The sequence below is a fragment of the Amnibacterium sp. CER49 genome, assembly GCF_029846255.1.
Classification (GTDB): Bacteria; Actinomycetota; Actinomycetes; order Actinomycetales; family Microbacteriaceae; genus Amnibacterium.
The window spans coordinates 446,694-465,683 of record NZ_JARVWQ010000002.1; the positions used below are offsets into that span (position 1 = coordinate 446,694).

The following is an 18,990-nucleotide window of genomic DNA, read 5'->3' on the forward strand; positions in this document are numbered from 1 at the left end:
CCTGAGCCAGTGCTGTTCCCCATCCGAGCCCGGGCCGACGAGCGCCCGGCGCGCTCGCGCCGCCGCAGCGGCCGCCGCTCGCCGCTCGCCACAGTCGCTCTCGTCACGATCGGCCTGCTGCTCACCGGTGGCGCGTACACGCTGTTCACGGCGTCCTCGGGCGCGAACGCGGCGATCGACCTGTCGAGCCCGCAGGCGATCGCGCAGGGCAAGAAGCTGTTCCAGGCGAACTGCGCCACCTGCCACGGCCTCGCGCTGCAGGGCACCGTCGCCGGCCCGTCGCTCATCGGCGTGGGGGCCGCGTCCGTCGACTTCCAGGTCGGCACCGGGCGCATGCCGATGGCCCGCGACGCACCCCAGGCCGAGGCCCGCCAGCCGGTCTTCACCGACACCCAGACGAAGCAGCTCGCGGCGTACGTCGCCTCCGTCGCGGCCGGTCCCGGCCTGCCGCCGAGCAAGTACCTGACGCTCACCGGCGACGCCACCCGCGGCGCCGAGCTGTTCCGCATCAACTGCGCCATGTGCCACAACGTGGCGGGCGCCGGCGGTGCGCTCACCGAGGGCAAGTACGCCCCGAACCTGCAGGACACCACCCCGGCGCACATCTACGAGGCCATGCTCACCGGCCCGCAGAACATGCCCGTCTTCAACGACGACAACATCACGCCGCAGGACAAGCAGGACATCATCACCGCGCTGAAGACGCAGGCGCAGAACGAGGACGTCGGCGGCTTCACGCTGGGCGACCTCGGTCCGGTCGCCGAGGGCCTGTTCCTCTGGATCTTCGGCCTCGGCGCGATCATCGCCTTCACGGTCTGGCTGACCGCCAGGGCGAACTGACGGGAGAAGGATGGCCACCGAAGAGCACACCGATGTCGTCCCCGCCGGGGACCGCACGGCGCAGTCGCCCTACTCGAACCCCGCCGGCTCGGCCGTGGTGCGGTCCGACTCGTTCCAGAACCCCGGCATGCCGCCCCACCGGGCGCGCGTCACCGACACCGACCCGAAGGCCGCGAAGCGCGCCGAGCGGATCATCGTCGGGCTGTTCTACATCTCGATCGTCGGCGCCGTGTTCGCGATGGCGGCCTACTTCGCCTTCCCGATCCGCAGCAACGATCTCGGCAGCGTCCGGCTCAACAACCTCATGGTCGGCCTCGGCCTGTCGTTCGCGCTGCTCGCGATCGGTGTCGGCGCGGTGCACTGGGGCAAGGTCCTCATGGCCGACCACGAGGGCGTCGACCTGCGGCACCCGCAGCGGGGCGACGAGCGCACCCGCGCCAGGGCGGTCGAGATCTTCCGCCTCGCCGACGAGGAGTCGGGCTTCTCGCGTCGCTCCATCATCCGCAACGCGATGATCGCTGCCTTCGCCTTCCTGCCGTTCCCGGCGATCTTCCTGTTCCGCGACCTCGGCCCCGCATCCGGCACCCCGGCCGAGGCCTACTCGCACACGATGTGGAAGAAGGGGCTCCGGCTCACGAAGGACCCGTCCGGCGTGCCGATCAAGGCCTCCGACGTCACCATCGGCTCCGTCTTCCACGTCATCCCCGAGGGGCTGAACGACAAGGAGGACGCGCTCGAGGAGAAGGCGAAGGCCGCGGTGCTGCTCATGCGCCTCGACCCCCGTCAACTGCGCATCTCCCCCGAGCGCAGGACCTGGAACTACAACGGCATCGTCGCCTACTCCAAGATCTGTACACACGTCGGCTGCCCCGTGGCCCTCTACGAGCAGCAGACGCACCACCTGCTCTGCCCGTGCCACCAGTCGCAGTTCGACATCACCAACGAGGCGGCGGTCATCTTCGGCCCCGCCAAGCGCCCGCTGCCGCAGCTGCCGATCACCGTGGACAGCGAGGGCTACCTGATCGCGCAGAGCGATTTCCATGAACCAGTCGGACCGAGCTTCTGGGAGCGTCGCGGTGACTACAACGCCTGAGACCACCACCGCCCCCGCCGAGGCGGTGTCGTTCGACCGCACGGAGGCGGCCGACGCGCGCCGCTCCGGCGCGGGCGTCACCGGGTGGGCGGCCAACTACCTGGACGAGCGGACGGGCATCAGCTACGTCGTCCGCGAGTTCGGGCGCAAGATCTTCCCCGACCACTGGTCGTTCATGCTGGGCGAGGTCTCGCTCTACAGCTTCGTGATCATCCTGCTGTCGGGCTCGTTCCTCACCTTCTTCTTCCAGGCGTCGATGGCCGAGGTCGTCTACAACGGCTCGTACGTGCCGCTCAAGGGCCTGCAGATGTCGGCGGCCATGCAGTCCGCGCTCGACATCTCGTTCGACATCCGCGGCGGCCTGCTCATGCGGCAGATCCACCACTGGGCGGCGCTGCTCTTCATCGCCGCGACCGGCGTGCACATGATGCGCATCTTCTTCACCGGTGCGTTCCGCAAGCCGCGCGAGCTCAACTGGGTCATCGGCTTCACGCTGTTCATCCTCGCGATGGGCGAGGGCTTCACCGGCTACTCGCTGCCCGACGACCTGCTCTCCGGCAACGGCCTGCGCATCATCGCGGGCATGGTCGAGGGCATCCCGTTCATCGGCAGCTGGATCGAGTGGTTCCTGTTCGGCGGCCAGTTCCCCGGCACCGCGATCGTCGGGCGCCTCTACACGCTGCACATCCTGCTGCTGCCGGCCGCGGTGGTCGCCCTGATCGGCCTCCACCTCGTGTTCGTCGTCGTGCAGAAGCACACGCAGTTCGCCGGTCCCGGCCGGACGAACGACAACGTGATCGGCTACCCGATCCTCCCGGTGTACGCGGCGAAGGCCGGCGGGTTCTTCTTCATCGTGTTCGGCGTCGTCGTGCTCATCGCGACGTTCTTCACGATCAACCCGATCTGGACCTACGGCCCCTACGACCCCTCCCCCGTGTCCGCCGGTACCCAGCCCGACTGGTACATCGGCTTCGCGGACGGCGCCCTGCGCCTCGTGCCGCACGGCTGGGAGTTCGTGCTCTTCAACACGACGTACTCGCTCAACATCATCGCGCCGATCGCGGTGCTCGGCCTGTTCATCGTCACGGCGATGGCGTACCCCTTCCTCGAGGGCTGGGTCACGGGCGACAAGCGCGAGCACCACATCGCCGACCGGCCGCGCAACATGCCGACCCGCACGGCCATCGGTGCGGCCGGGGTCACCTTCTACGCGGTCCTCTGGGCGGCGGCGAGCTCGGACCTCATCGCGACGCACTTCCGGCTGTCCATCGAGGGCGTCATCGTCTCGATGCAGTTCACGCTGATCATCGGGCCGTTCATCGCCTACTTCGTCGCGAAGCGCATCTGCCTCGCGCTGCAGAAGAAGGACCGCGAGATGGCGCTGCACGGCTACGAGTCGGGCCGCATCGTCCGGCTCCCGGGCGGCGAGTTCATCGAGGTGCACGAGCCGGTCGACGAGTACGAGCGCTGGAAGCTCGTCAGCTACAACGACTACGAGCCGCTCATGCTCCGCCCGAACGCGAACGGCAAGATCCCGCCGCAGGAGCGCGTGCGCGCGGTGCTGTCGCGGTGGTTCTTCGAGGACCGCATCGAGCCCGTGTCGACGACCGAGGTGGAGCTGGCATCGCACCACTGACGTCGGACCCGTCGAGCAGGAGGCCCGCGCTCTCGAGCGCGGGCCTCCTGCTGTTCCGTCGTGTGGGGGGCTCGCCGGAGGTGCTGCTCGGCCACATGGGCGGCCCGTTCTGGGCCCGCAAGCAGGAGGGTGCCTGGTCGGCGCCCAAGGGAGTCGTGGAGCCCGGCGAGCGGCCCTTCGAGGCCGCGCTGCGCGAGTTCACCGAGGAGACGGGCCTGCCGGTCCCGCAGGCGGACTGGACGCCGCTCGGCACCGTCCGCGCCTCGGGCAAGGCGATCGAGCTGTGGGCCGGCGAGAGCGATGTCGAGCTCACCGGCTTCTCCCCCGGCACCTTCGCGCTCGAGTGGCCGCCGCGCTCGGGGCGCACCGTGCAGGTGCCCGAGATCGACGCCCTGCGCTGGGTGCCGCTGCCCGAGGCCGCGACACTGCTCACGAAGGGGCAGCGCCCGTTCCTGGAGCGCCTGGCTCCGCTGCTCGAGCGCTGAGGTCACGCGGTAGCGGTGGCGTCGCGCGGTGTGCATGCCGACCGCGCGACGCCCCAGGCACCGCGCGACGAGGCGATCGGCATGGAGCAGCTCCCGCGGCACTTCGGTATGCCGTCGGGACGCGTGTCGGCGCTCGTCGGGCTGCAGATGTCCGGACGGCAGACGAGGGGGCGTGAGCGGGCGGCCACGAACGGCAGGAGCCGCCGCCCCGGGAGGGACGGCGGCTCCTGCAGGCCGCGACAGGCGGGCGGATCAGCGGGCGAAGAAGCCCCGGTAGTACTCGTAGACCCAGCCGACGAGCGCCACGATCGCGATGGCGCCACCGATGAAGGCGACCCAGATGCCGATCACGAAGCCGAGGAAGCCGAGGGCCGCCGATGCGGCGAGCAGGATCGGCCACCAGCTGTACGGGCTGAAGAAGCCGAGCTCGGGGTCGCCGTCGTCGATGCTCGCGTCGGGGCGGTCCTCGGGCAGCACGCCGCCCTGCCCCAGGCGGGAGCGGTTGACGTAGAACCCGATGAAGAGGGCCATGACCGCCGTGAGCAGCAGGCAGACGGTGCCGATGGGCTCGACGCGACCGCCGCCGCCACCGTTCGTGGTCCCTGCGAAGAACAGGTTCCAGATGGTGTAGACGACGTCCGCGAGGAACGCGTAGGCCGAGATGAACCAGAAGAAGTAGACGTTCGCGCGCATGGCCGGTTACCGCACGTTCCCACGAGCGGCGTCGAACGTCGGCGCCTCGGGCGCGTCCTTCACCGGGCCGACACCGAACGGCAGACCCGCCTCGGGGTGGTTCAGATCGAACGCCGGCGACTCGCTGCGGATGCGCGGGATCGACGTGAAGTTGTGGCGCGGCGGCGGGCACGACGTCGCCCACTCGAGGCTGCGGGCGTAGCCCCACGGGTCGTTCACCGTCACCTTGGGCGCTCGACGGGCCGTGATCCACACGTTGTAGAGGAACGGGAGGATCGAGAGGCCGAGGATCGCGGCACCGATCGACGACAGCTCGTTCAGCCCACCGAAGCCGTCACCCGGCTGGTAGGTGGCGTACCGACGGGGCATCCCGAGCACGCCGAGCCAGTGCTGCACGAGGAACGTCATGTGGAAGCCGATGAACAGCGTCCAGAAGTGGACCTTGCCGAGGCGCTCGTCGAGCATCTTGCCCGTGAACTTCGGCCACCAGAAGTAGAAGCCCGCGAACATCGCGAACACGACCGTGCCGAACACGACGTAGTGGAAGTGCGCCACCACGAAGTAGCTGTCGGACAGGTGGAAGTCGAGCGGCGGCGAACCGAGGATCACGCCGGTGATGCCACCGAACGTGAAGGTGATGAGGAAGCCGATCACCCAGAGCATCGGCGTCTCGAAGGTGACCGAGCCGCGCCACATGGTGAAGGTCCAGTTGAGGATCTTCACGCCGGTCGGCACCGCGATGAGCATCGTGAGGAGCGCGAAGAACGGCAGCAGCACCGAGCCCGTGACGTACATGTGGTGCGCCCACACCGCGACCGAGAGCGCCGCGATCGAGATGGTCGCGTAGACGAGGGTGCGGTAGCCGAAGATCGGCTTGCGGCTGAAGACCGGGATGACCTCGCTGATGATGCCGAAGAACGGCAGCGCGATGATGTAGACCTCCGGGTGCCCGAAGAACCAGAAGAGGTGCTGCCAGAGGATCGCGCCGCCCGAGCCGCTCTCGAAGACGTGCGCGCCGAGGGTGCGGTCGGCGCCGAGGCAGAGCAGCGCCGCGGCGAGGACCGGGAACGCGATCACGACGAGCACGCTCGTGATGAAGACGTTCCAGGTGAAGATCGGCATCCGGAACATCGTCATGCCGGGGGCGCGCATCGTGATGACGGTGGTGATGAAGTTCACCGAGCCGAGGATCGTGCTGAAGCCGGAGAGGCCGAGGCCGAAGACCCAGAGCGAGCTGCCCATTCCCGGCGAGTAGAGCGACGACGACAGCGGCGCGTACGCGGTCCAGCCGAAGCTCGCCGCGCCCTCGGGCAGGAACTCGCCCGAGACGGCGATGAAGCTGCCGAAGGAGAACAGCCAGTACGCGAGCGCGTTGAGCCGGGGGAAGGCGACGTCGGGCGCGCCGATCTGCAGCGGCATGATCACGTTCGTGAAGCCCGCGAAGAGCGGCGTCGCGAACATGAGCAGCATGATCGTGCCGTGCATCGTGAACAGCTGGTTGTAGATCTCCGGCGTGGGCACGAGGTGCAGGCCCGGCTCGGCCAGCTGGCCGCGGATCACGAGCGCGAGGATGCCGCCGACCAGGAAGTAGATGAACGACGTGACGAGGTACAGGTACCCGATGCGCTTGTGATCGGTGGTGGTGAGGTACTGCACCACGATGTTGCCCTTGCGGGCGACCGGCCGATCGCCGATCCCGGTGGACTCACCCGCCGGAAGAGCCGGGGTGCCCGGCCTGCCGAGTGTCGTCGTCATTACTTTCCGCTCCCCGTGAGGCCGCTGGTGTCGTTGCCGCCGCGGCGGTTTGTCTCGCTGCCGGCAGGCACGCCGGAGTCCTGGGACCCCACCGCGGCGGAGTTGTCGTCCTTGTTCAGGTTCGTGCCGAGCTGACCCACGTTGCCCGCCGAGCGCAGCTGCTGGATGTACGCGGTGTACTCCGCCGGGGTCACGACCTTGACGGTGAACAGCATGCGCGAGTGGTACTCGCCGCAGAGCTCGGCGCACTTGCCCGCGTAGGTGCCGGTGCGCGTCGGCGTGAAGTCCATGTAGTTCGTCTGACCTGCGATCAGGTCCTTCTTGTACAGGAAGTCGATGACCCAGAAGGAGTGGTTCACGTCACGGGTGCGCAGCTGCAGCTCGACCGTCTTGTTCACGGGCAGCACGAGCTGCGGCACCGCCGACTCGACGAAGCCGGTGCGGGGCGTGCCCTCGGCTGCGGGCACCGCCTGGACACCCGCGGAGTAGACGTTCTCCTTGACGTAGTTGAAGTCCCACGCCCATTGCTTGCCGAACACCTGCACGGTGACGTCCGGGTTCTGCGTGCGCGTCTCGATGATCTGCTGGTCGCGCGCCGTGAAGGCGAACAGGCCGAGCACGGTGATGACCGGCACGAGCGTGTAGAAGATCTCGATCGGCATGTTGTACCGGATCTGCAGCGGCAGGCCCGTCTGGCCGCGGCGCCGCCGGTAGGCGATCGCGAAGGCGATGATCAGACCCCAGGTGACGAACCCGATGAGCAGGCCGACGATCCACGAGCCGACCCAGAGGTCGGAGACCCGCTGGGTGTGGTTCGTGACGGGCTGCTGCCCTGCGACGAAGCCGGGCAGGTAGCCGTGCTCCTGCAGGGTGGAGCAGCCGGTGAGGCTGATCAGCACTGCGGCGGCGAGCCCCGGCAGCAGGAGCAGGCGTCGTCGGTTCTTGCGCACCGGTGCCCTCTCGGTATCCAGCGGATGAGACGTCGTCAGCCTACCGGTCCGGGGCGATGCGGAGCCCCGGCGATGGGTGCGAGACGGCGCACGGACGAGACGAGGCGCGCCCCCGCGGGGGCGCGCCTCGTGCATCTCGGAGCGGACGCTCAGTGGAAGGAGTCGCCGCAGGCGCAGCTGCCCTGCGCGTTGGGGTTGTCGATCGTGAAGCCCTGCTTGCTGATCGTGTCCTCGAAGTCGACGGTCGCGCCGTCGAGGTACGGGACGCTCATGCGGTCGACGACGACCTCGACGCCGTCGAAGTCGACGGTGGCGTCCCCGTCGAGCAGGCGCTCGTCGAAGTAGAGCTGGTAGATGAGGCCGGAGCAGCCGCCGGGCTGCACCGCGAGTCGGAGGCGCAGGTCGTCACGGCCCTCCTGTGCCAGCAGGCTCTTCACCTTGTCGGCGGCCGCCGCGGTGAGCAGCACGCCGTGGCCGGTGTCCGTCGTGGGCTTGCCCGTGAGCGCGATGTCGGTCATGGGATGCATGGTAGGCCGCGGAGCGCCGTTCCGGGTGCCGCCGCTCACAGGCTCCGCGTGGCGAGCCGGGCGAGCAGCAGCGCCTCCGCGGTGATGGCGCGCCGCAGCACGCCGAGGTCCTGCGACTCCCCCGGCGAGTGCGCCCGCGACGACGGGTCCTCGACGCCGGTGAGCAGGATCTGCGCCCGCGGGAACGCCTCGGCGAGCGTCGAGACGAACGGGATCGAGCCGCCGATTCCGGTCGCGACGGGCGCGGAGCCGAAGCCGTCCTCGAGCGCCTCGCGGGCGAGCTGCGCCGCCCAGCCGTCCTGGTCGATGCGGAACGGCTCGCCGAGGTCGACGTCGGCGAAGTGGAGGTGCGCGCCGAACGGCGCTGCGTGCTCGAGGTGCCGCCGCACCGCCGCGTAGGCGTCCGCGGCCCGCTGGCCGGGCGCGACCCGCACGCTGATGCGGACGCGCACCGACGGCTGCAGCGTGTTGGACGCGTTCTGCACGTCCGGGGCGTCGATGCCGGTGACCGTGATCGAGGGCCCGCGCCAGAGCCGGTCGGCGACGCTGCCGGCGCCGACCGCGGTCACGCCGGGCAGCAGCCCGGCGTCGCGCGCGAGCTGCTCCGGCGTCGGACCGTCCGCGGCGTCCGGCTCGGCGGCGGTGGTGAGGCCGGGAACCGCCACCGCGCCGGTGTCGTCCCAGAGCGTGGCGAGCAGCCGGATCGCGGTGAGCATCGCGTCGGGCACCGCTCCCCCGAACATGCCGGAGTGCGAGGCGTGCTCGAGCGTCGCGACCGTGAGGGCGAACGTCACGTTGCCGCGCAGGCTCGAGGTGAGGGCCGGCACCTCGGTGCTCACGTTGTCGGAGTCCGCGACGATGATCACGTCGGCGGCGAGCACGTCGCGGTGCTCGGCGAGGAAGGCCTCGAACGAGCGGGAGCCCGCCTCCTCCTCCCCCTCGATGAAGAGCGAGACGCCGACGGCGAAGGCGTCGCCGAGCGCGGCGGCCGCTGCCGTGACGGCGGCGAGATGCGTCACGACGCCCGCCTTGTCGTCGGACGCGCCGCGCCCGTACAGCCGCTCCCCCACGAGCGTCGGCTCGAACGGCGGCGCGTCCCAGAGCTCGTCGCGGCCGGCCGGCTGCACGTCGTGGTGCGCGTAGAGCAGGATCGTCGGCCGCCCGGGCGCCGCGGGACGCACCGCGAGCACCGCCGGGTTGCCCACCGCGCCGTCGTCGCCGTACGCGGCCCGGTGCACGCCGACCTCGTCGAACAGCCCGGTGTCCCGGAACAGCGCCGCGACGGCCTCGGCGCTCCGCTCCACCTCCTCGGGCGAGAACCCGGGGAAGGCGACGGACGGGATGCGCACGAGCCGCCCCAACGCGGCGACCGCGGCCGGGAAGCCCGCCGCGACCGCGTCGAGGACGGGCTGCTCCGATGGATCGACGGCCATGCCGGTAACCTTAGAGACCCGATCAGGAGGACTCCCGTGGCGAAGAAGGCACCCGCCGAGCAGGCTCCCGCCGTCCCCGCACGGCCCTCCCGCGGCCGGAAGGCCGCAGCCGAGCCGGTGGCGGAACCGCAGGGCGCCGGCAAGAACCGCCCGACGCCGTCGCGGCGCGATGCCGAGCAGGCCCGCCGCCGCCCTCTGGTGCCGGACGACCGGCGTGCCGCCCAGAAGGCGTCGCGGGCGCAGGTCGCCGCCGAGCGCGAGCGGGCCCGGCTCGGCATGGCCGCCGGCGAGGAGCGCTACCTGCCGCGCGCCGACCGCGGACCCCAGCGCCGTCTCACGCGCGACCTGCTCGACCGGCGCTTCACGCTCGGCGAGCTGCTCATCCCGATCTTCGCGGTGTTCCTCGTCATCACCTTCGTGGTGCCGGGCCTGTACCAGAGCGTGCTCCTCATCACCCTCTACGGGTTCATCGTGCTCGCGGTGCTCGACGGCCTGCTCGCCGCGCGGTCGATCCGCAAGCGGCTCGAGGAGCGCTTCGGCGCCGGTTCCGTCGAGCGCGGGCTCAACTGGTACGTCATCAAGCGGGCGCTGCAGCTCCGCGCGCTGCGGACGCCGCGGCCTCAGGTGAAGCGGTGGCAGAAGGTCTAGCGCCTGACGGGCAGACCACGAACGGCCGGCGCTACGCCCTGGCGAGCTCCGCCGCCCACCCGGGTCCGGCGTAGAGGAACCCGGTGTAGCCCTGCACGAGGTCGGCGCCCGCGGCCAGCCGCTCGCGCACGTGGGCCGCCGTCTCGACGCCGCCGACGCTGATCACGACCCGGTCCGCAGACAGGGCCGCGCGCAGCACGCGGAGCACCGCGAGGGAGCGGTCGGCGATCGGCGCGCCCGAGAGCCCGCCGTCGCCCATCCTGCCGACCAGGTCGGCAGGGGTGCGGAGACCGGCCCGACCGGTGCTCGTGTTCGTCGCGACGACGCCGGCGAGCCCGAGGCGGTCGGTGAGCGCGGCGATGTGGCCGATGGCCTCGTCGTCGAGGTCGGGCGCGATCTTCACGAGGAGCGGCACCGCGCCGGCCTCCTCGGCGACCGCCGCGAGCAGCGGCTCGAGCCGGTCGAGCTCCTGCAGGCCACGGAGTCCCGGGGTGTTCGGCGAGCTGACGTTCACGACGAGGTAGTCGGCCACGGGCGCGAGGAGCCGGGCGCTGACGCGGTAGTCGTCGATCGCGTCCTCGACCGCGACGACGCGGCTCTTGCCGATGTTCACCCCGACCACGGGCAGCGCGCCCTCGCGCCGGAGCGTCGCGAGCCGCGCTGCGACCGCCTCGGCGCCGTCGTTGTTGAAGCCCATCCGGTTGAGAAGCGCGCGGTCCTGCACGAGGCGGAAGAGCCGGGGCCGTGGGTTGCCGGGCTGCGGCCGGGCCGTGACCGTGCCGATCTCGACGTGCCCGAACCCGAGCGCGCCGAGTCCGCGCAGGCCGACGGCGTTCTTGTCGAACCCCGCGGCGAGCCCGAACCGGTTCGGGAACGGAAGTCCCATCACCGTGACGGGCTCGCCCCGGGCGGTGCGCCGGCGCACCGCCCGAGCGAAGGTCGGCGAGACGCCGAGCAGCCGGATCGCGTCCATCGCGAGGTGGTGCGCCCGCTCGGGGTCGAGCCGGCGGAGCACGGTCCGGAACACGACGCCGTATGCGGCCCGCACGGCCCGGGCGGCCGGTCCCGGCCGTCGCGTCATCGCCACGTCGCGGTCAGGCGCCGGGTGCCGGCGAGGAGTTCTCCATGCGCAGCAGCGTGATCGCGGCCTCGAAGTCGTCGAGCGACGAGAACCCCTGGTAGACGCTGGCGAAGCGCAGGAACGCGACCTCGTCGAGCTCGCGCAGCGGCGGCAGCACCGCGAGACCGATGTCGTTCGACTCGATCTGGCTCGCTCCGGTCGCCCGGATGGTCTCCTCGACGCGCTGCGCGAGCTGCGCCAGGTCGCCCTCGGTGACGGGCCGGCCCTGGCAGGCCTTCTTGACGCCGGAGACGACCTTGTCGCGGCTGAAGGGCTCGAGCACGCCGTTGCGCTTGATCACGTTGAGGCTGGCCGTCTCGGTGGTGGAGAAGCGGCGGTGGCACTGCGGGCACTGCCGCCGGCGGCGGATGGCGAGGCCGTCGTCGCTCACGCGGGAGTCGACGACCCTGGTGTCCGGGTTGCGGCAGAACGGGCAGAACATCGGGACGATGCTACCGGGGATGCGGCGACACGCCAGCGCAAGAATGACACGCCTGTGATTCGGCGCCGCCGCGGAGGAAGCGCGCCCCGATCAGGCGAAGCGGGCGTCGATCGCATCGCCGTGGGCCGGGAGGTCCTCGGCGTCGGCGAGCGCACGCACGTGCGGTCGCGCCTCGGCCAGGGCGTCGCGATCGTACTCGACGACCTGCTGCTGACGCAGGAACGGCCGCACCGACAGCCCGGCCGAGAACCGCGCGGTGCCGCCCGTCGGCAGCACGTGGTTCGATCCGGCGAGGTAGTCGCCGAGGCTCACCGGCGTCGATGGCCCGACGAACACCGCTCCCGCCTCGGTGAGTCGCGGCACGAGTGCTGCGGGGTCCGCGGTCTGCACCTCGAGGTGCTCGGGCGCGTAGGCGTTGCTCACCGCCACGGCGGCGGCGAGATCGTCGACGAGCACGACCGCGGACTGCTCGCCGCGGAGCGCCTCGCGCACGCGGCGGGCGTGGTGGGTGCGGCCCGCGAGCTCCTCGACCCGCGCGGCGACGGCGGCGGCGAGCTCCGCGGAGTCCGTGACGAGCACGGCGGCGGCCATCTCGTCGTGCTCGGCCTGGCTCACGAGGTCGGCGGCGACCAGGCCCGCGTCGGCGGTGGCGTCGGCGACGACGAGGATCTCGGTCGGGCCGGCCTCGGCGTCGATGCCGATGCGTCCGGCGAGGGCGCGCTTCGCGGCGGCGACGAAGACGTTGCCAGGCCCCGTGACGACGTCGACGGGTTCGAGCCCGACGGCGGGAACCCCGTGGGCGAAGGCCCCGATCGCGCCGGCGCCGCCCATCGCGTAGACCTCGTCGACGCCGAGCAGCCCGGCAGCGCCGAGGATCACGGGGTGCACGCGGCCGCCGAAGGCCCGCTGGCCGGGCGACGCGATGGCGATGCCGCGCACGCCGGCGACCTGGGCGGGCACCGTGTTCATGACGACGCTCGACGGGTAGACGGCCTTGCCGCCCGGCACGTAGAGCCCCACCCGGCGCACCGGCTGCCAGCGCTGGGTCACGACCGCGCCCGCGCCGAGGCGGGTCTCGGCCGGCTGCGGCAGCTGCGCACGGCTCGCGGCACCGACGCGCTCGACGGCGAGCTCGAGCGCGGTGCGCACCCTCGATTCGAGGGCGTCGACCGCGGCGCGGATCTCGTCGGCCGGCACCCGGAGCGCGGGCGGGCGCCCGCCGTCGTACCGCTCGGCCTGCTCGAGCAGGGCGGCCTCGCCGCGCGTGCGGACGTCCTCGATGAGCGGCAGGACCGCGGCCTGGGCGGTGCCGGGATCGGTCGCCGCGCGCGGCAGCCTGGCCGAGATCGTGGCCCGGTCGAGGGCGCTCCCCCGAAGGTCGATGGTCCGCAGCACGGCGAGTGAGCCTACCGAGCGCTCGTGTCGATGGTCTTCGACGCGTGCACGCGTCGAAGACGTCGTTGACCGTCCGGAGGGCCGCGCGCGAGCGGCCCTCCTCCCGACTCAGCGCAGGGTGGCTGCCCCCATGGGCGCCGGATTCACAAGCAGCTGGGCCCGAGCAGGCTCTTCAGCTCGCCGAAGAGGTCGGCGGTGATCTCGACCGGGAACGGGATCTCGAACACGCGCGCCGTGCCGCCGCGGGTGAGCCGCAGGCGTACCTCGGTGCTGCCGGCGTTGCGGATGAGCACGTCGTTCAGCGACTTGACCACCTCGGTCGTCGCCCGGTGGTCGGGCAGCGTGATCGTGAGCGGGCCGGAGCCGAGGCTGACGCCGAGATCGGGCACGAACAGGCTGTTCGCGTGGATGTTCATGCCGTCGTCGCGGGCCGAGACGCGCCCGCGGATCACGACGACGCTGTCGGCGAGGAGCGCCGGCGCGAACTCCTGGTAGGCCTTGCCGAGGAACATGACGCTCACCGAGCCGCCGAAGTCCTCGATCTGCACGATGCCGTACTGGTTGCCGGAGTTGCGTGCGACGCGGTGCTGCACCTCGGTGACGAGCCCCGCGAGCGTGACCTGCTCGCCGTCCGGCGCGACCTCGAGGGCGAGGAGGTCGCCGATCGAGGTGGAGGCGTGCTTCGCGAGCGCGGCCTCGAGACCCGCGAGCGGGTGGTCGGAGACGTAGAGCCCGAGCATCTCGCGCTCGAAGGCGAGCTTCTCCTTCTTCGGCCACTCCGGCCGCTCGGGCACGTGGTCGGGCTCCTCCTCGAACTCGAGCAGGCCGCCGAAGAGGTCGATCTGCCCGTTCGCCTCGTTGCGCTTGATCGAGACCGCGGCGTCGACCGCGTCCTCGTGGATCTCGAGCAGCGCCCGGCGGGTGGCGCCGAGCGAGTCGAAGGCGCCCGCCTTGATGAGCGACTCGACGGTGCGCTTGTTCGCGACGCCGAGCGGCACCTTGCGCAGAAAGTCGTGGAACGAGGTGAAGCGGCCCTTCTCCTGCCGCGCGGCGATGATCTGGTCGACCACGTTGAAGCCGACGTTGCGCACCGCGCCGAGGCCGAAGCGGATGTCCTCGCCGACGGCCGCGAAGAACCCGATCGACTCGTTCACGTCCGGCGGCAGCACGCGGATGCGCATGCGGCGGCACTCGTTCAGGTAGACGGCGAGCTTGTCGCGGGCGTCGCCGACGGAGGTGAGCAGCGCCGCCATGTACTCGGCCGGGAAGTGCGCCTTCAGGTAGGCGGTCCAGTAGGACAGGACGCCGTAGGCCGCCGAGTGCGCTTTGTTGAACGCGTAGTCCGAGAACGGCAGCAGGATGTCCCAGAGCGTCTGGACCGCCTCGTCGGAGTAGCCGCGCTCGTTCATGCCGGCCTTGAAGCCCGCGAACTGCTTGTCGAGCTCGGCCTTCTTCTTCTTGCCCATCGCGCGGCGCAGGATGTCGGCCTGGCCGAGGCTGAAGCCGGCGAGCTTCTGCGCGATGGCCATGACCTGCTCCTGGTACACGATCAGGCCGTAGGTCGTGCCGAGCACCTCGCGGAGCGGTTCGGCGAGCTCGGGGTGGATCGGGACGATCTCCTGCAGGCCGTTCTTGCGCAGCGCGTAGTTCGTGTGCGAGTTGGCGCCCATGGGGCCCGGCCGGTACAGCGCGCCGACGGCGGAGATGTCCTCGAAGTTGTCGGGCTTCATGAGGCGCAGCAGCGACCGCATGGGTCCGCCGTCGAACTGGAAGACGCCGAGTGTGTCACCGGCCGCGAGCAGCTTGTAGGTCTTCTCGTCGGTGAGCGGCAGGTCTTCGAGCACCGGGCGGTGGCCCCGGTTCGCCTTGATGTTGTCGAGGGCGTCCTCGATGATCGTGAGGTTGCGGAGCCCCAGGAAGTCCATCTTGATGAGGCCGAGCGACTCGCACGCCGGGTAGTCGAACTGCGTGACGATCTGGCCGTCCTGCTCGCGGCGCTGGATCGGGATGATGTCGGTGAGCGGCGCGCTCGACATGATGACGCCGCAGGCGTGCACGCCCCACTGGCGCTTCAGCCCCTCGAGGCCCAGGGCGGTGTCGAAGACCGTCTTGGCCTCGGGGTCGGTCTCGACGACCGCGCGGATGTCGCCGGCCTCCTTGTAGCGCTTGTCCTTCGGGTCGAAGATGCCGGACAGCGAGATGTCCTTGCCCATGACGGCGGGCGGCATCGCCTTCGTGAGCTTCTCGCCCATGCCGAAGGGGAACCCGAGCACCCGGGACGAGTCCTTGAGCGCCTGCTTCGCCTTGATCGTGCCGAAGGTGACGATCTGGCTCACGCGGTCGTCGCCGTACTTGTCGGTGACGTAGCGGAGCACCTCGTCGCGCCGGCGCTCGTCGAAGTCGACGTCGAAGTCGGGCATCGAGATGCGGTCGGGGTTCAGGAACCGCTCGAAGATCAGGCCGTGCTGGAGGGGGTCGAGGTCGGTGATGCGCATGGCGTACGCGGCCATGGATCCCGCGCCGGAGCCGCGGCCGGGGCCGACCCGGATGCCGTGGCGCTTGCTCCAGTTGATGAAGTCGGCGACGACGAGGAAGTAGCCCGGGAAGCCCATCTGGACGATGACCTGCTTCTCGTACTCCGCCTGCTTGCGCACCGCCTCGGGCACGCCGTCGGGGTAGCGCTGCTCGAGGCCGCGGTCGACCTCCTTGATGAACCAGCTGTCCTCGGTCTCGCCCTCGGGCACCGGGAACCGGGGCATGTAGTTCGCCTTGGTGTCGAACTCGATCTCGCAGCGCTCCGCGATGAGCAGGGTGTTGTCGCAGGCCTCGGGCAGCTCGCGGAAGATGTGCCGCATCTCGGCGGCGGACTTCAGGTAGTACTCGTCGCCGTCGAACTTGAAGCGGTTCGGGTCGTCGAGCGTGGAGCCCGACTGCACGCAGAGCAGCGCCGCGTGGCTCGTCGCGTCCTCGGCGTGCGTGTAGTGGAGGTCGTTGGTGGCGACGATCGGCAGCGACAGCTCTCGCGCGAGCCGCAGCAGGTCCTGCTGCACCCGCCGCTCGACGGCGATGCCGTGGTCCATGATCTCGACGAAGAAGTTGTCGCGGCCGAAGATGTCGCGGAACTCGGCGGCGGCCGCGACGGCGGCGTCGTACTGGCCGAGCCGAAGGCGGGTCTGCACCTCGCCGCCGGGGCAGCCGGTGGTGGCGATGAGGCCCTCGTGGTGCTCGTGCAGCAGCTCGCGGTCCATGCGGGGCTTGAAGTAGTAGCCCTCGATCGACGCCCGCGACGACAGCTTGAACAGGTTGTGCAGCCCCGTCGTGCTCTCGGCCAGCAGGGTCATGTGGGTGTAGGCGCCCGAGCCGGAGACGTCGTTCTCGCCGCCGTCGCCCCACCGCACGCGGGTCTTGTCGCCGCGGTGGGTGCCGGGCGTGAGGTAGGCCTCGGTGCCGATGATCGCCTTCACGCCCGTGGCCTGCGACTGCTTCCAGAAGTCGAAGGCGCCGAAGGTGTTGCCGTGATCGGTGATGGCGATGGCGGGCATGCCCTGCTTCTCGGCCTCGGCGAGCATGTCGCCGAGGCGCGCCGCGCCGTCGAGCATCGAGTACTCGGAGTGGACGTGCAGGTGGACGAAACTGTCGGCCGCGCTCATCGTGCGCTCACCCTAGGTGCTGCCTCGGACAGTGGCAGTTTCTCCTGCTCACGGCGCGGGTTCGCGTCGACTCGCCTCACCGACCGCACGCGGATCCCCTGGTCGGAGCTGTGTCGCGGCGTTCTCACGGCGTGTCGGGCTCGTCGGCGATCCGCTGCCACAGCAGGTGGTCGCGCCACTCCCCCGCGATGTGCAGGTACTTCGGCGCGAGCCCGATGCGGGTGAAGCCGTTCCGGCGGAGCACCGCCTGGCTGCGGACGTTGTCGACCAGGGTGCTCGCCTCGACGCGGTGCAGCCCGAGCGCGGTGAAGGCGTGCGCGAGCAGCTCGCCGAGCGCCGCGGAGGCGAGGCCTCGGCCGTTCGCGCCCTGCGCGACCCAGTACCCGACCCGGGCGTTCCGGTACGGGCCGTGCTCGATGCCCGTGAGCGTGATCCGTCCGGCGATGCGTCCGTCGTCGCGGACGATCGCCCATGCGAGCGCACGCCCGGCGTCGGCCTGGCGCAGCAGGTCGCCGAGCACGGCGGCCTGCCCGGGCTCGGTGAACCAGACGTCGGGCCGGACCGGGTCGTAGGGCGCGAGGAACGCGCGGTTGCCGGTGACGAGCGCGGCGAGCTCGGGCGCGTCCGCGAGCGTGAGGGGTCTGGTGGCGGTCATCTCGACGACGCCATCATCGCCCGAGGGCCCGGCCCGCGGGGCCCGCGTCGCGGCGGAGGCGAGGAACCGCCTCCGCTCCCAGCTCCCGCGCTCACTCGGCCAGCGTGTCGAGGGCGACCTGGAGGTCCTCCGGCAGCGGGCTCTCGAACTCGACCCACTCCCCAGTCGACGGGTGCTCGAAGCCGAGGCGCACGGCGTGCAGCCACTGCCTCGTGAGGCCGAGCCGGGCGGCGAGCACGGGGTCGGCGCCGTACATCGTGTCGCCGGCGAGCGGATGCCGCAGCGAGGCGAAGTGGACCCGGATCTGATGGGTGCGCCCGGTCTCGAGGTGCACGTCGAGCAGCGTCGCCGCGCGGAACGCCTCGACGGTCTCGTAGTGGGTGATCGACGGCCGCCCGTCCGCGAGCACGGCGAACCTGTACTCGCTGCGCGGGTGCCGTCCGATGGGCGCGTCGATCGTGCCGGAGGTGGGATCGGGGTGCCCCTGCGCGAGTGCGAGGTACCGCTTCTCGACGGTGCGCTCCTTGAACGCCCGCTTGAGGACGGTGTACGCGTGCTCGCTCTTCGCGACGACCATGAGGCCGCTCGTGCCGGCGTCGAGGCGGTGCACGACGCCCGCGCGCTCGGCAGCGCCGGAGGTGCTGACCCGGACGCCGGCCGCGGCGAGGCCGCCGACGACCGAGGGGCCGGTCCAGCCGGGCGAGGGGTGCGCCGCGACCCCGGCGGGCTTGTCGACGACGATGACGTCGTCGTCCTCGTGCACGACGCCGAGGCCGGGCACGGCGACGGGCTCGGGCGGCGGCTCGCGCTCGTCCGTCCACTCGACTGAGAGGAGGGCTCCGGCAGCGAGCCGGTCGGACTTCGACGCGCTACGGAAGTCGATGCGCACCCCGCCGGCATCGGCGATCTGGCCGACGCGGGTGCGCGAGAGCCCGAGCAGCTTCGCCACGCCGACGTCGACGCGCTCGCCGGCGAGGCCGTCGGGCACCGGCAGGGTGCGCTCGGGCATGTCAGCCCTGCTCGCGGTGATCGGCCTGCTCGCGGTGATCGGCCTGCTCGCGGTGATCGGCCTGCTCGCGAGGATCGGTGCGCTCGCGCGTGGCGGGCTGCTCGCCGGTGTCGGCCTGCTCGGCGGCACCGGGGTGCTCGCGGGTGCCGGTGCGGCGCACCCCGTCGAGGCCGACCCCGCGGAGGGTGAGCAGGATGAAGAGCGCCATGCTCGCCACGATCGCCGAGTCGGCGAGGTTGAAGACGGCGGGCAGCAGCGGGATCTGCAGGAAGTCGACGACGTGCCCCACCCCGAACCCGGGCGGACGCGTGAGGCGGTCGATGAGGTTGCCGAGCGTGCCGCCGAGCAGCAGCCCGAAGAGCAGGGCCCACCCGAGCGACCGGATGCGCGGCGCCGAGACGACGAGGAACACGACGACGGCGGCCGCGATGAGGGAGAACACCCAGGTCGAGCCGCTCGCCATCGAGAAGGCGGCTCCCGCGTTCTCGAGGCGGCGGAAGACGAGCAGGCTGCCGAGCACCTCGCGCGGGGCGTCCTCGGGCAGCAGCGCCACGACGAGCGCCTTGCTCCCCTGGTCGAGGACGAGCACGAGCGCGGCGACGACGCCGAGCAGCCCGAAGACCGCCGCACGCGCGCGACGTGGGCGGTCCCCCCGAGCA

Annotated in this window: 17 protein-coding genes; 5 read left to right on the forward strand and 12 right to left on the reverse strand. The window is 71.3% G+C overall.

What is annotated here, in order from left to right; genetic code table 11:
- Nucleotides 1–12 precede the first annotated feature (12 nt).
- From QDR37_RS12065 to QDR37_RS12080, 4 genes are read left to right on the forward strand one after another with little or no spacing between them, the layout of a single operon-like run.
- Entirely contained in the window at nucleotides 13–840 is an 828-nt protein-coding gene (locus tag QDR37_RS12065) for a cytochrome c (RefSeq protein WP_279714863.1), read from the forward strand.
- Between the two features lie 10 nt (nucleotides 841–850).
- Entirely contained in the window at nucleotides 851–1,933 is a 1,083-nt protein-coding gene (locus QDR37_RS12070; protein WP_279714020.1) for a Rieske 2Fe-2S domain-containing protein, read from the forward strand.
- Nucleotides 1,934–1,958: 25 nt separating this feature from the next.
- Nucleotides 1,959–3,569 (forward strand): ubiquinol-cytochrome c reductase cytochrome b subunit, encoded by a 1,611-nt coding sequence (locus tag QDR37_RS12075; protein WP_279714864.1) that lies wholly within the window; start codon nucleotides 1,959–1,961, stop codon nucleotides 3,567–3,569.
- A 50-nt stretch (nucleotides 3,570–3,619) separates the two neighbouring features.
- Nucleotides 3,620–4,054, forward strand: coding sequence for an NUDIX domain-containing protein (locus tag QDR37_RS12080; protein ID WP_347882115.1), 435 nt, complete (start codon nucleotides 3,620–3,622; stop codon nucleotides 4,052–4,054).
- 252 nt (nucleotides 4,055–4,306) lie between these two features.
- Here QDR37_RS12080 and QDR37_RS12085 read toward each other — a convergent pair whose 3' ends face one another.
- The 5 genes from QDR37_RS12085 to QDR37_RS12105 all read right to left on the reverse strand — a co-directional run bounded on the left by QDR37_RS12085 (nucleotide 4,307) and on the right by QDR37_RS12105 (nucleotide 9,412).
- Entirely contained in the window at nucleotides 4,307–4,747 is a 441-nt protein-coding gene (locus QDR37_RS12085; RefSeq protein WP_279714021.1) for a cytochrome c oxidase subunit 4, read from the reverse strand.
- Nucleotides 4,748–4,753: 6 nt separating this feature from the next.
- Nucleotides 4,754–6,502, reverse strand: coding sequence for a cytochrome c oxidase subunit I (gene ctaD / locus QDR37_RS12090; RefSeq protein WP_279714022.1), 1,749 nt, complete (start codon nucleotides 6,500–6,502; stop codon nucleotides 4,754–4,756).
- The gene (gene coxB, locus QDR37_RS12095) at nucleotides 6,502–7,452 is read right to left on the reverse strand and encodes a cytochrome c oxidase subunit II (protein WP_279714023.1); all 951 of its coding nucleotides are present in this window, start codon (nucleotides 7,450–7,452) and stop codon (nucleotides 6,502–6,504) included. The genes ctaD and coxB overlap by 1 nt, the downstream gene beginning before the upstream one ends.
- A 149-nt stretch (nucleotides 7,453–7,601) precedes the next feature.
- Nucleotides 7,602–7,970 carry an iron-sulfur cluster assembly accessory protein gene (locus QDR37_RS12100; protein ID WP_279714024.1) on the reverse strand — a complete coding sequence of 123 codons (369 nt, stop codon included), beginning with the start codon at nucleotides 7,968–7,970 and terminating at the stop codon, nucleotides 7,602–7,604.
- A 44-nt stretch (nucleotides 7,971–8,014) separates the two neighbouring features.
- Complete coding sequence (locus tag QDR37_RS12105; protein ID WP_279714025.1) at nucleotides 8,015–9,412, reverse strand: M20/M25/M40 family metallo-hydrolase; 1,398 nt, start codon at nucleotides 9,410–9,412, stop codon at nucleotides 8,015–8,017.
- Between the two features lie 36 nt (nucleotides 9,413–9,448).
- Here QDR37_RS12105 and QDR37_RS12110 point away from each other — a divergent pair, with 36 nt between their 5' ends.
- Nucleotides 9,449–10,060: a DUF3043 domain-containing protein gene (locus tag QDR37_RS12110; protein ID WP_279714027.1), complete on the forward strand. Its 612-nt coding sequence runs from the start codon at nucleotides 9,449–9,451 to the stop codon at nucleotides 10,058–10,060.
- A gap of 31 nt (nucleotides 10,061–10,091) precedes the next feature.
- Here QDR37_RS12110 and QDR37_RS12115 read toward each other — a convergent pair whose 3' ends face one another.
- The 7 genes from QDR37_RS12115 to lspA form a co-directional block, all read right to left on the reverse strand.
- The gene (locus QDR37_RS12115; protein ID WP_279714029.1) at nucleotides 10,092–11,141 is read right to left on the reverse strand and encodes a quinone-dependent dihydroorotate dehydrogenase; all 1,050 of its coding nucleotides are present in this window, start codon (nucleotides 11,139–11,141) and stop codon (nucleotides 10,092–10,094) included.
- A gap of 13 nt (nucleotides 11,142–11,154) precedes the next feature.
- A complete protein-coding gene (gene nrdR, locus QDR37_RS12120) occupies nucleotides 11,155–11,622 on the reverse strand; it encodes a transcriptional regulator NrdR (protein WP_279714030.1) in 468 nt (155 codons plus the stop codon).
- A 90-nt stretch (nucleotides 11,623–11,712) separates the two neighbouring features.
- Entirely contained in the window at nucleotides 11,713–13,017 is a 1,305-nt protein-coding gene (gene hisD / locus QDR37_RS12125) for a histidinol dehydrogenase (RefSeq protein ID WP_279714031.1), read from the reverse strand.
- A gap of 143 nt (nucleotides 13,018–13,160) precedes the next feature.
- Nucleotides 13,161–16,667, reverse strand: coding sequence for a DNA polymerase III subunit alpha (gene dnaE, locus QDR37_RS12130; protein ID WP_279714032.1), 3,507 nt, complete (start codon nucleotides 16,665–16,667; stop codon nucleotides 13,161–13,163).
- 124 nt (nucleotides 16,668–16,791) lie between these two features.
- Nucleotides 16,792–17,322: a GNAT family protein gene (locus tag QDR37_RS12135; protein ID WP_279714034.1), complete on the reverse strand. Its 531-nt coding sequence runs from the start codon at nucleotides 17,320–17,322 to the stop codon at nucleotides 16,792–16,794.
- A 91-nt stretch (nucleotides 17,323–17,413) separates the two neighbouring features.
- Entirely contained in the window at nucleotides 17,414–18,331 is a 918-nt protein-coding gene (locus tag QDR37_RS12140; RefSeq protein ID WP_279714036.1) for an RluA family pseudouridine synthase, read from the reverse strand.
- A gap of 1 nt (nucleotide 18,332) precedes the next feature.
- Entirely contained in the window at nucleotides 18,333–18,944 is a 612-nt protein-coding gene (gene lspA, locus QDR37_RS12145; protein ID WP_279714866.1) for a signal peptidase II, read from the reverse strand.
- Nucleotides 18,945–18,990: the final 46 nt, after the last annotated feature.

Bases quoted from the DNA above. Each gene is read 5' to 3' on its own strand.
- QDR37_RS12140 (WP_279714036.1), bottom strand. From the start codon at position 18,331: ATGCCCGAGCGCACCCTGCCGGTGCCCGACGGCCTCGCCGGCGAGCGC.
- QDR37_RS12135 (WP_279714034.1), bottom strand. From the start codon at position 17,322: ATGACCGCCACCAGACCCCTCACGCTCGCGGACGCGCCCGAGCTCGCC.
- QDR37_RS12070 (WP_279714020.1), top strand. From the start codon at position 851: ATGGCCACCGAAGAGCACACCGATGTCGTCCCCGCCGGGGACCGCACG.
- QDR37_RS12100 (WP_279714024.1), bottom strand. From the start codon at position 7,970: ATGACCGACATCGCGCTCACGGGCAAGCCCACGACGGACACCGGCCAC.
- ctaD (WP_279714022.1), bottom strand. From the start codon at position 6,502: ATGACGACGACACTCGGCAGGCCGGGCACCCCGGCTCTTCCGGCGGGT.
- QDR37_RS12115 (WP_279714029.1), bottom strand. From the start codon at position 11,141: ATGACGCGACGGCCGGGACCGGCCGCCCGGGCCGTGCGGGCCGCATAC.
- QDR37_RS12085 (WP_279714021.1), bottom strand. From the start codon at position 4,747: ATGCGCGCGAACGTCTACTTCTTCTGGTTCATCTCGGCCTACGCGTTC.
- dnaE (WP_279714032.1), bottom strand. From the start codon at position 16,667: ATGAGCGCGGCCGACAGTTTCGTCCACCTGCACGTCCACTCCGAGTAC.
- QDR37_RS12105 (WP_279714025.1), bottom strand. From the start codon at position 9,412: ATGGCCGTCGATCCATCGGAGCAGCCCGTCCTCGACGCGGTCGCGGCG.
- nrdR (WP_279714030.1), bottom strand. From the start codon at position 11,622: ATGTTCTGCCCGTTCTGCCGCAACCCGGACACCAGGGTCGTCGACTCC.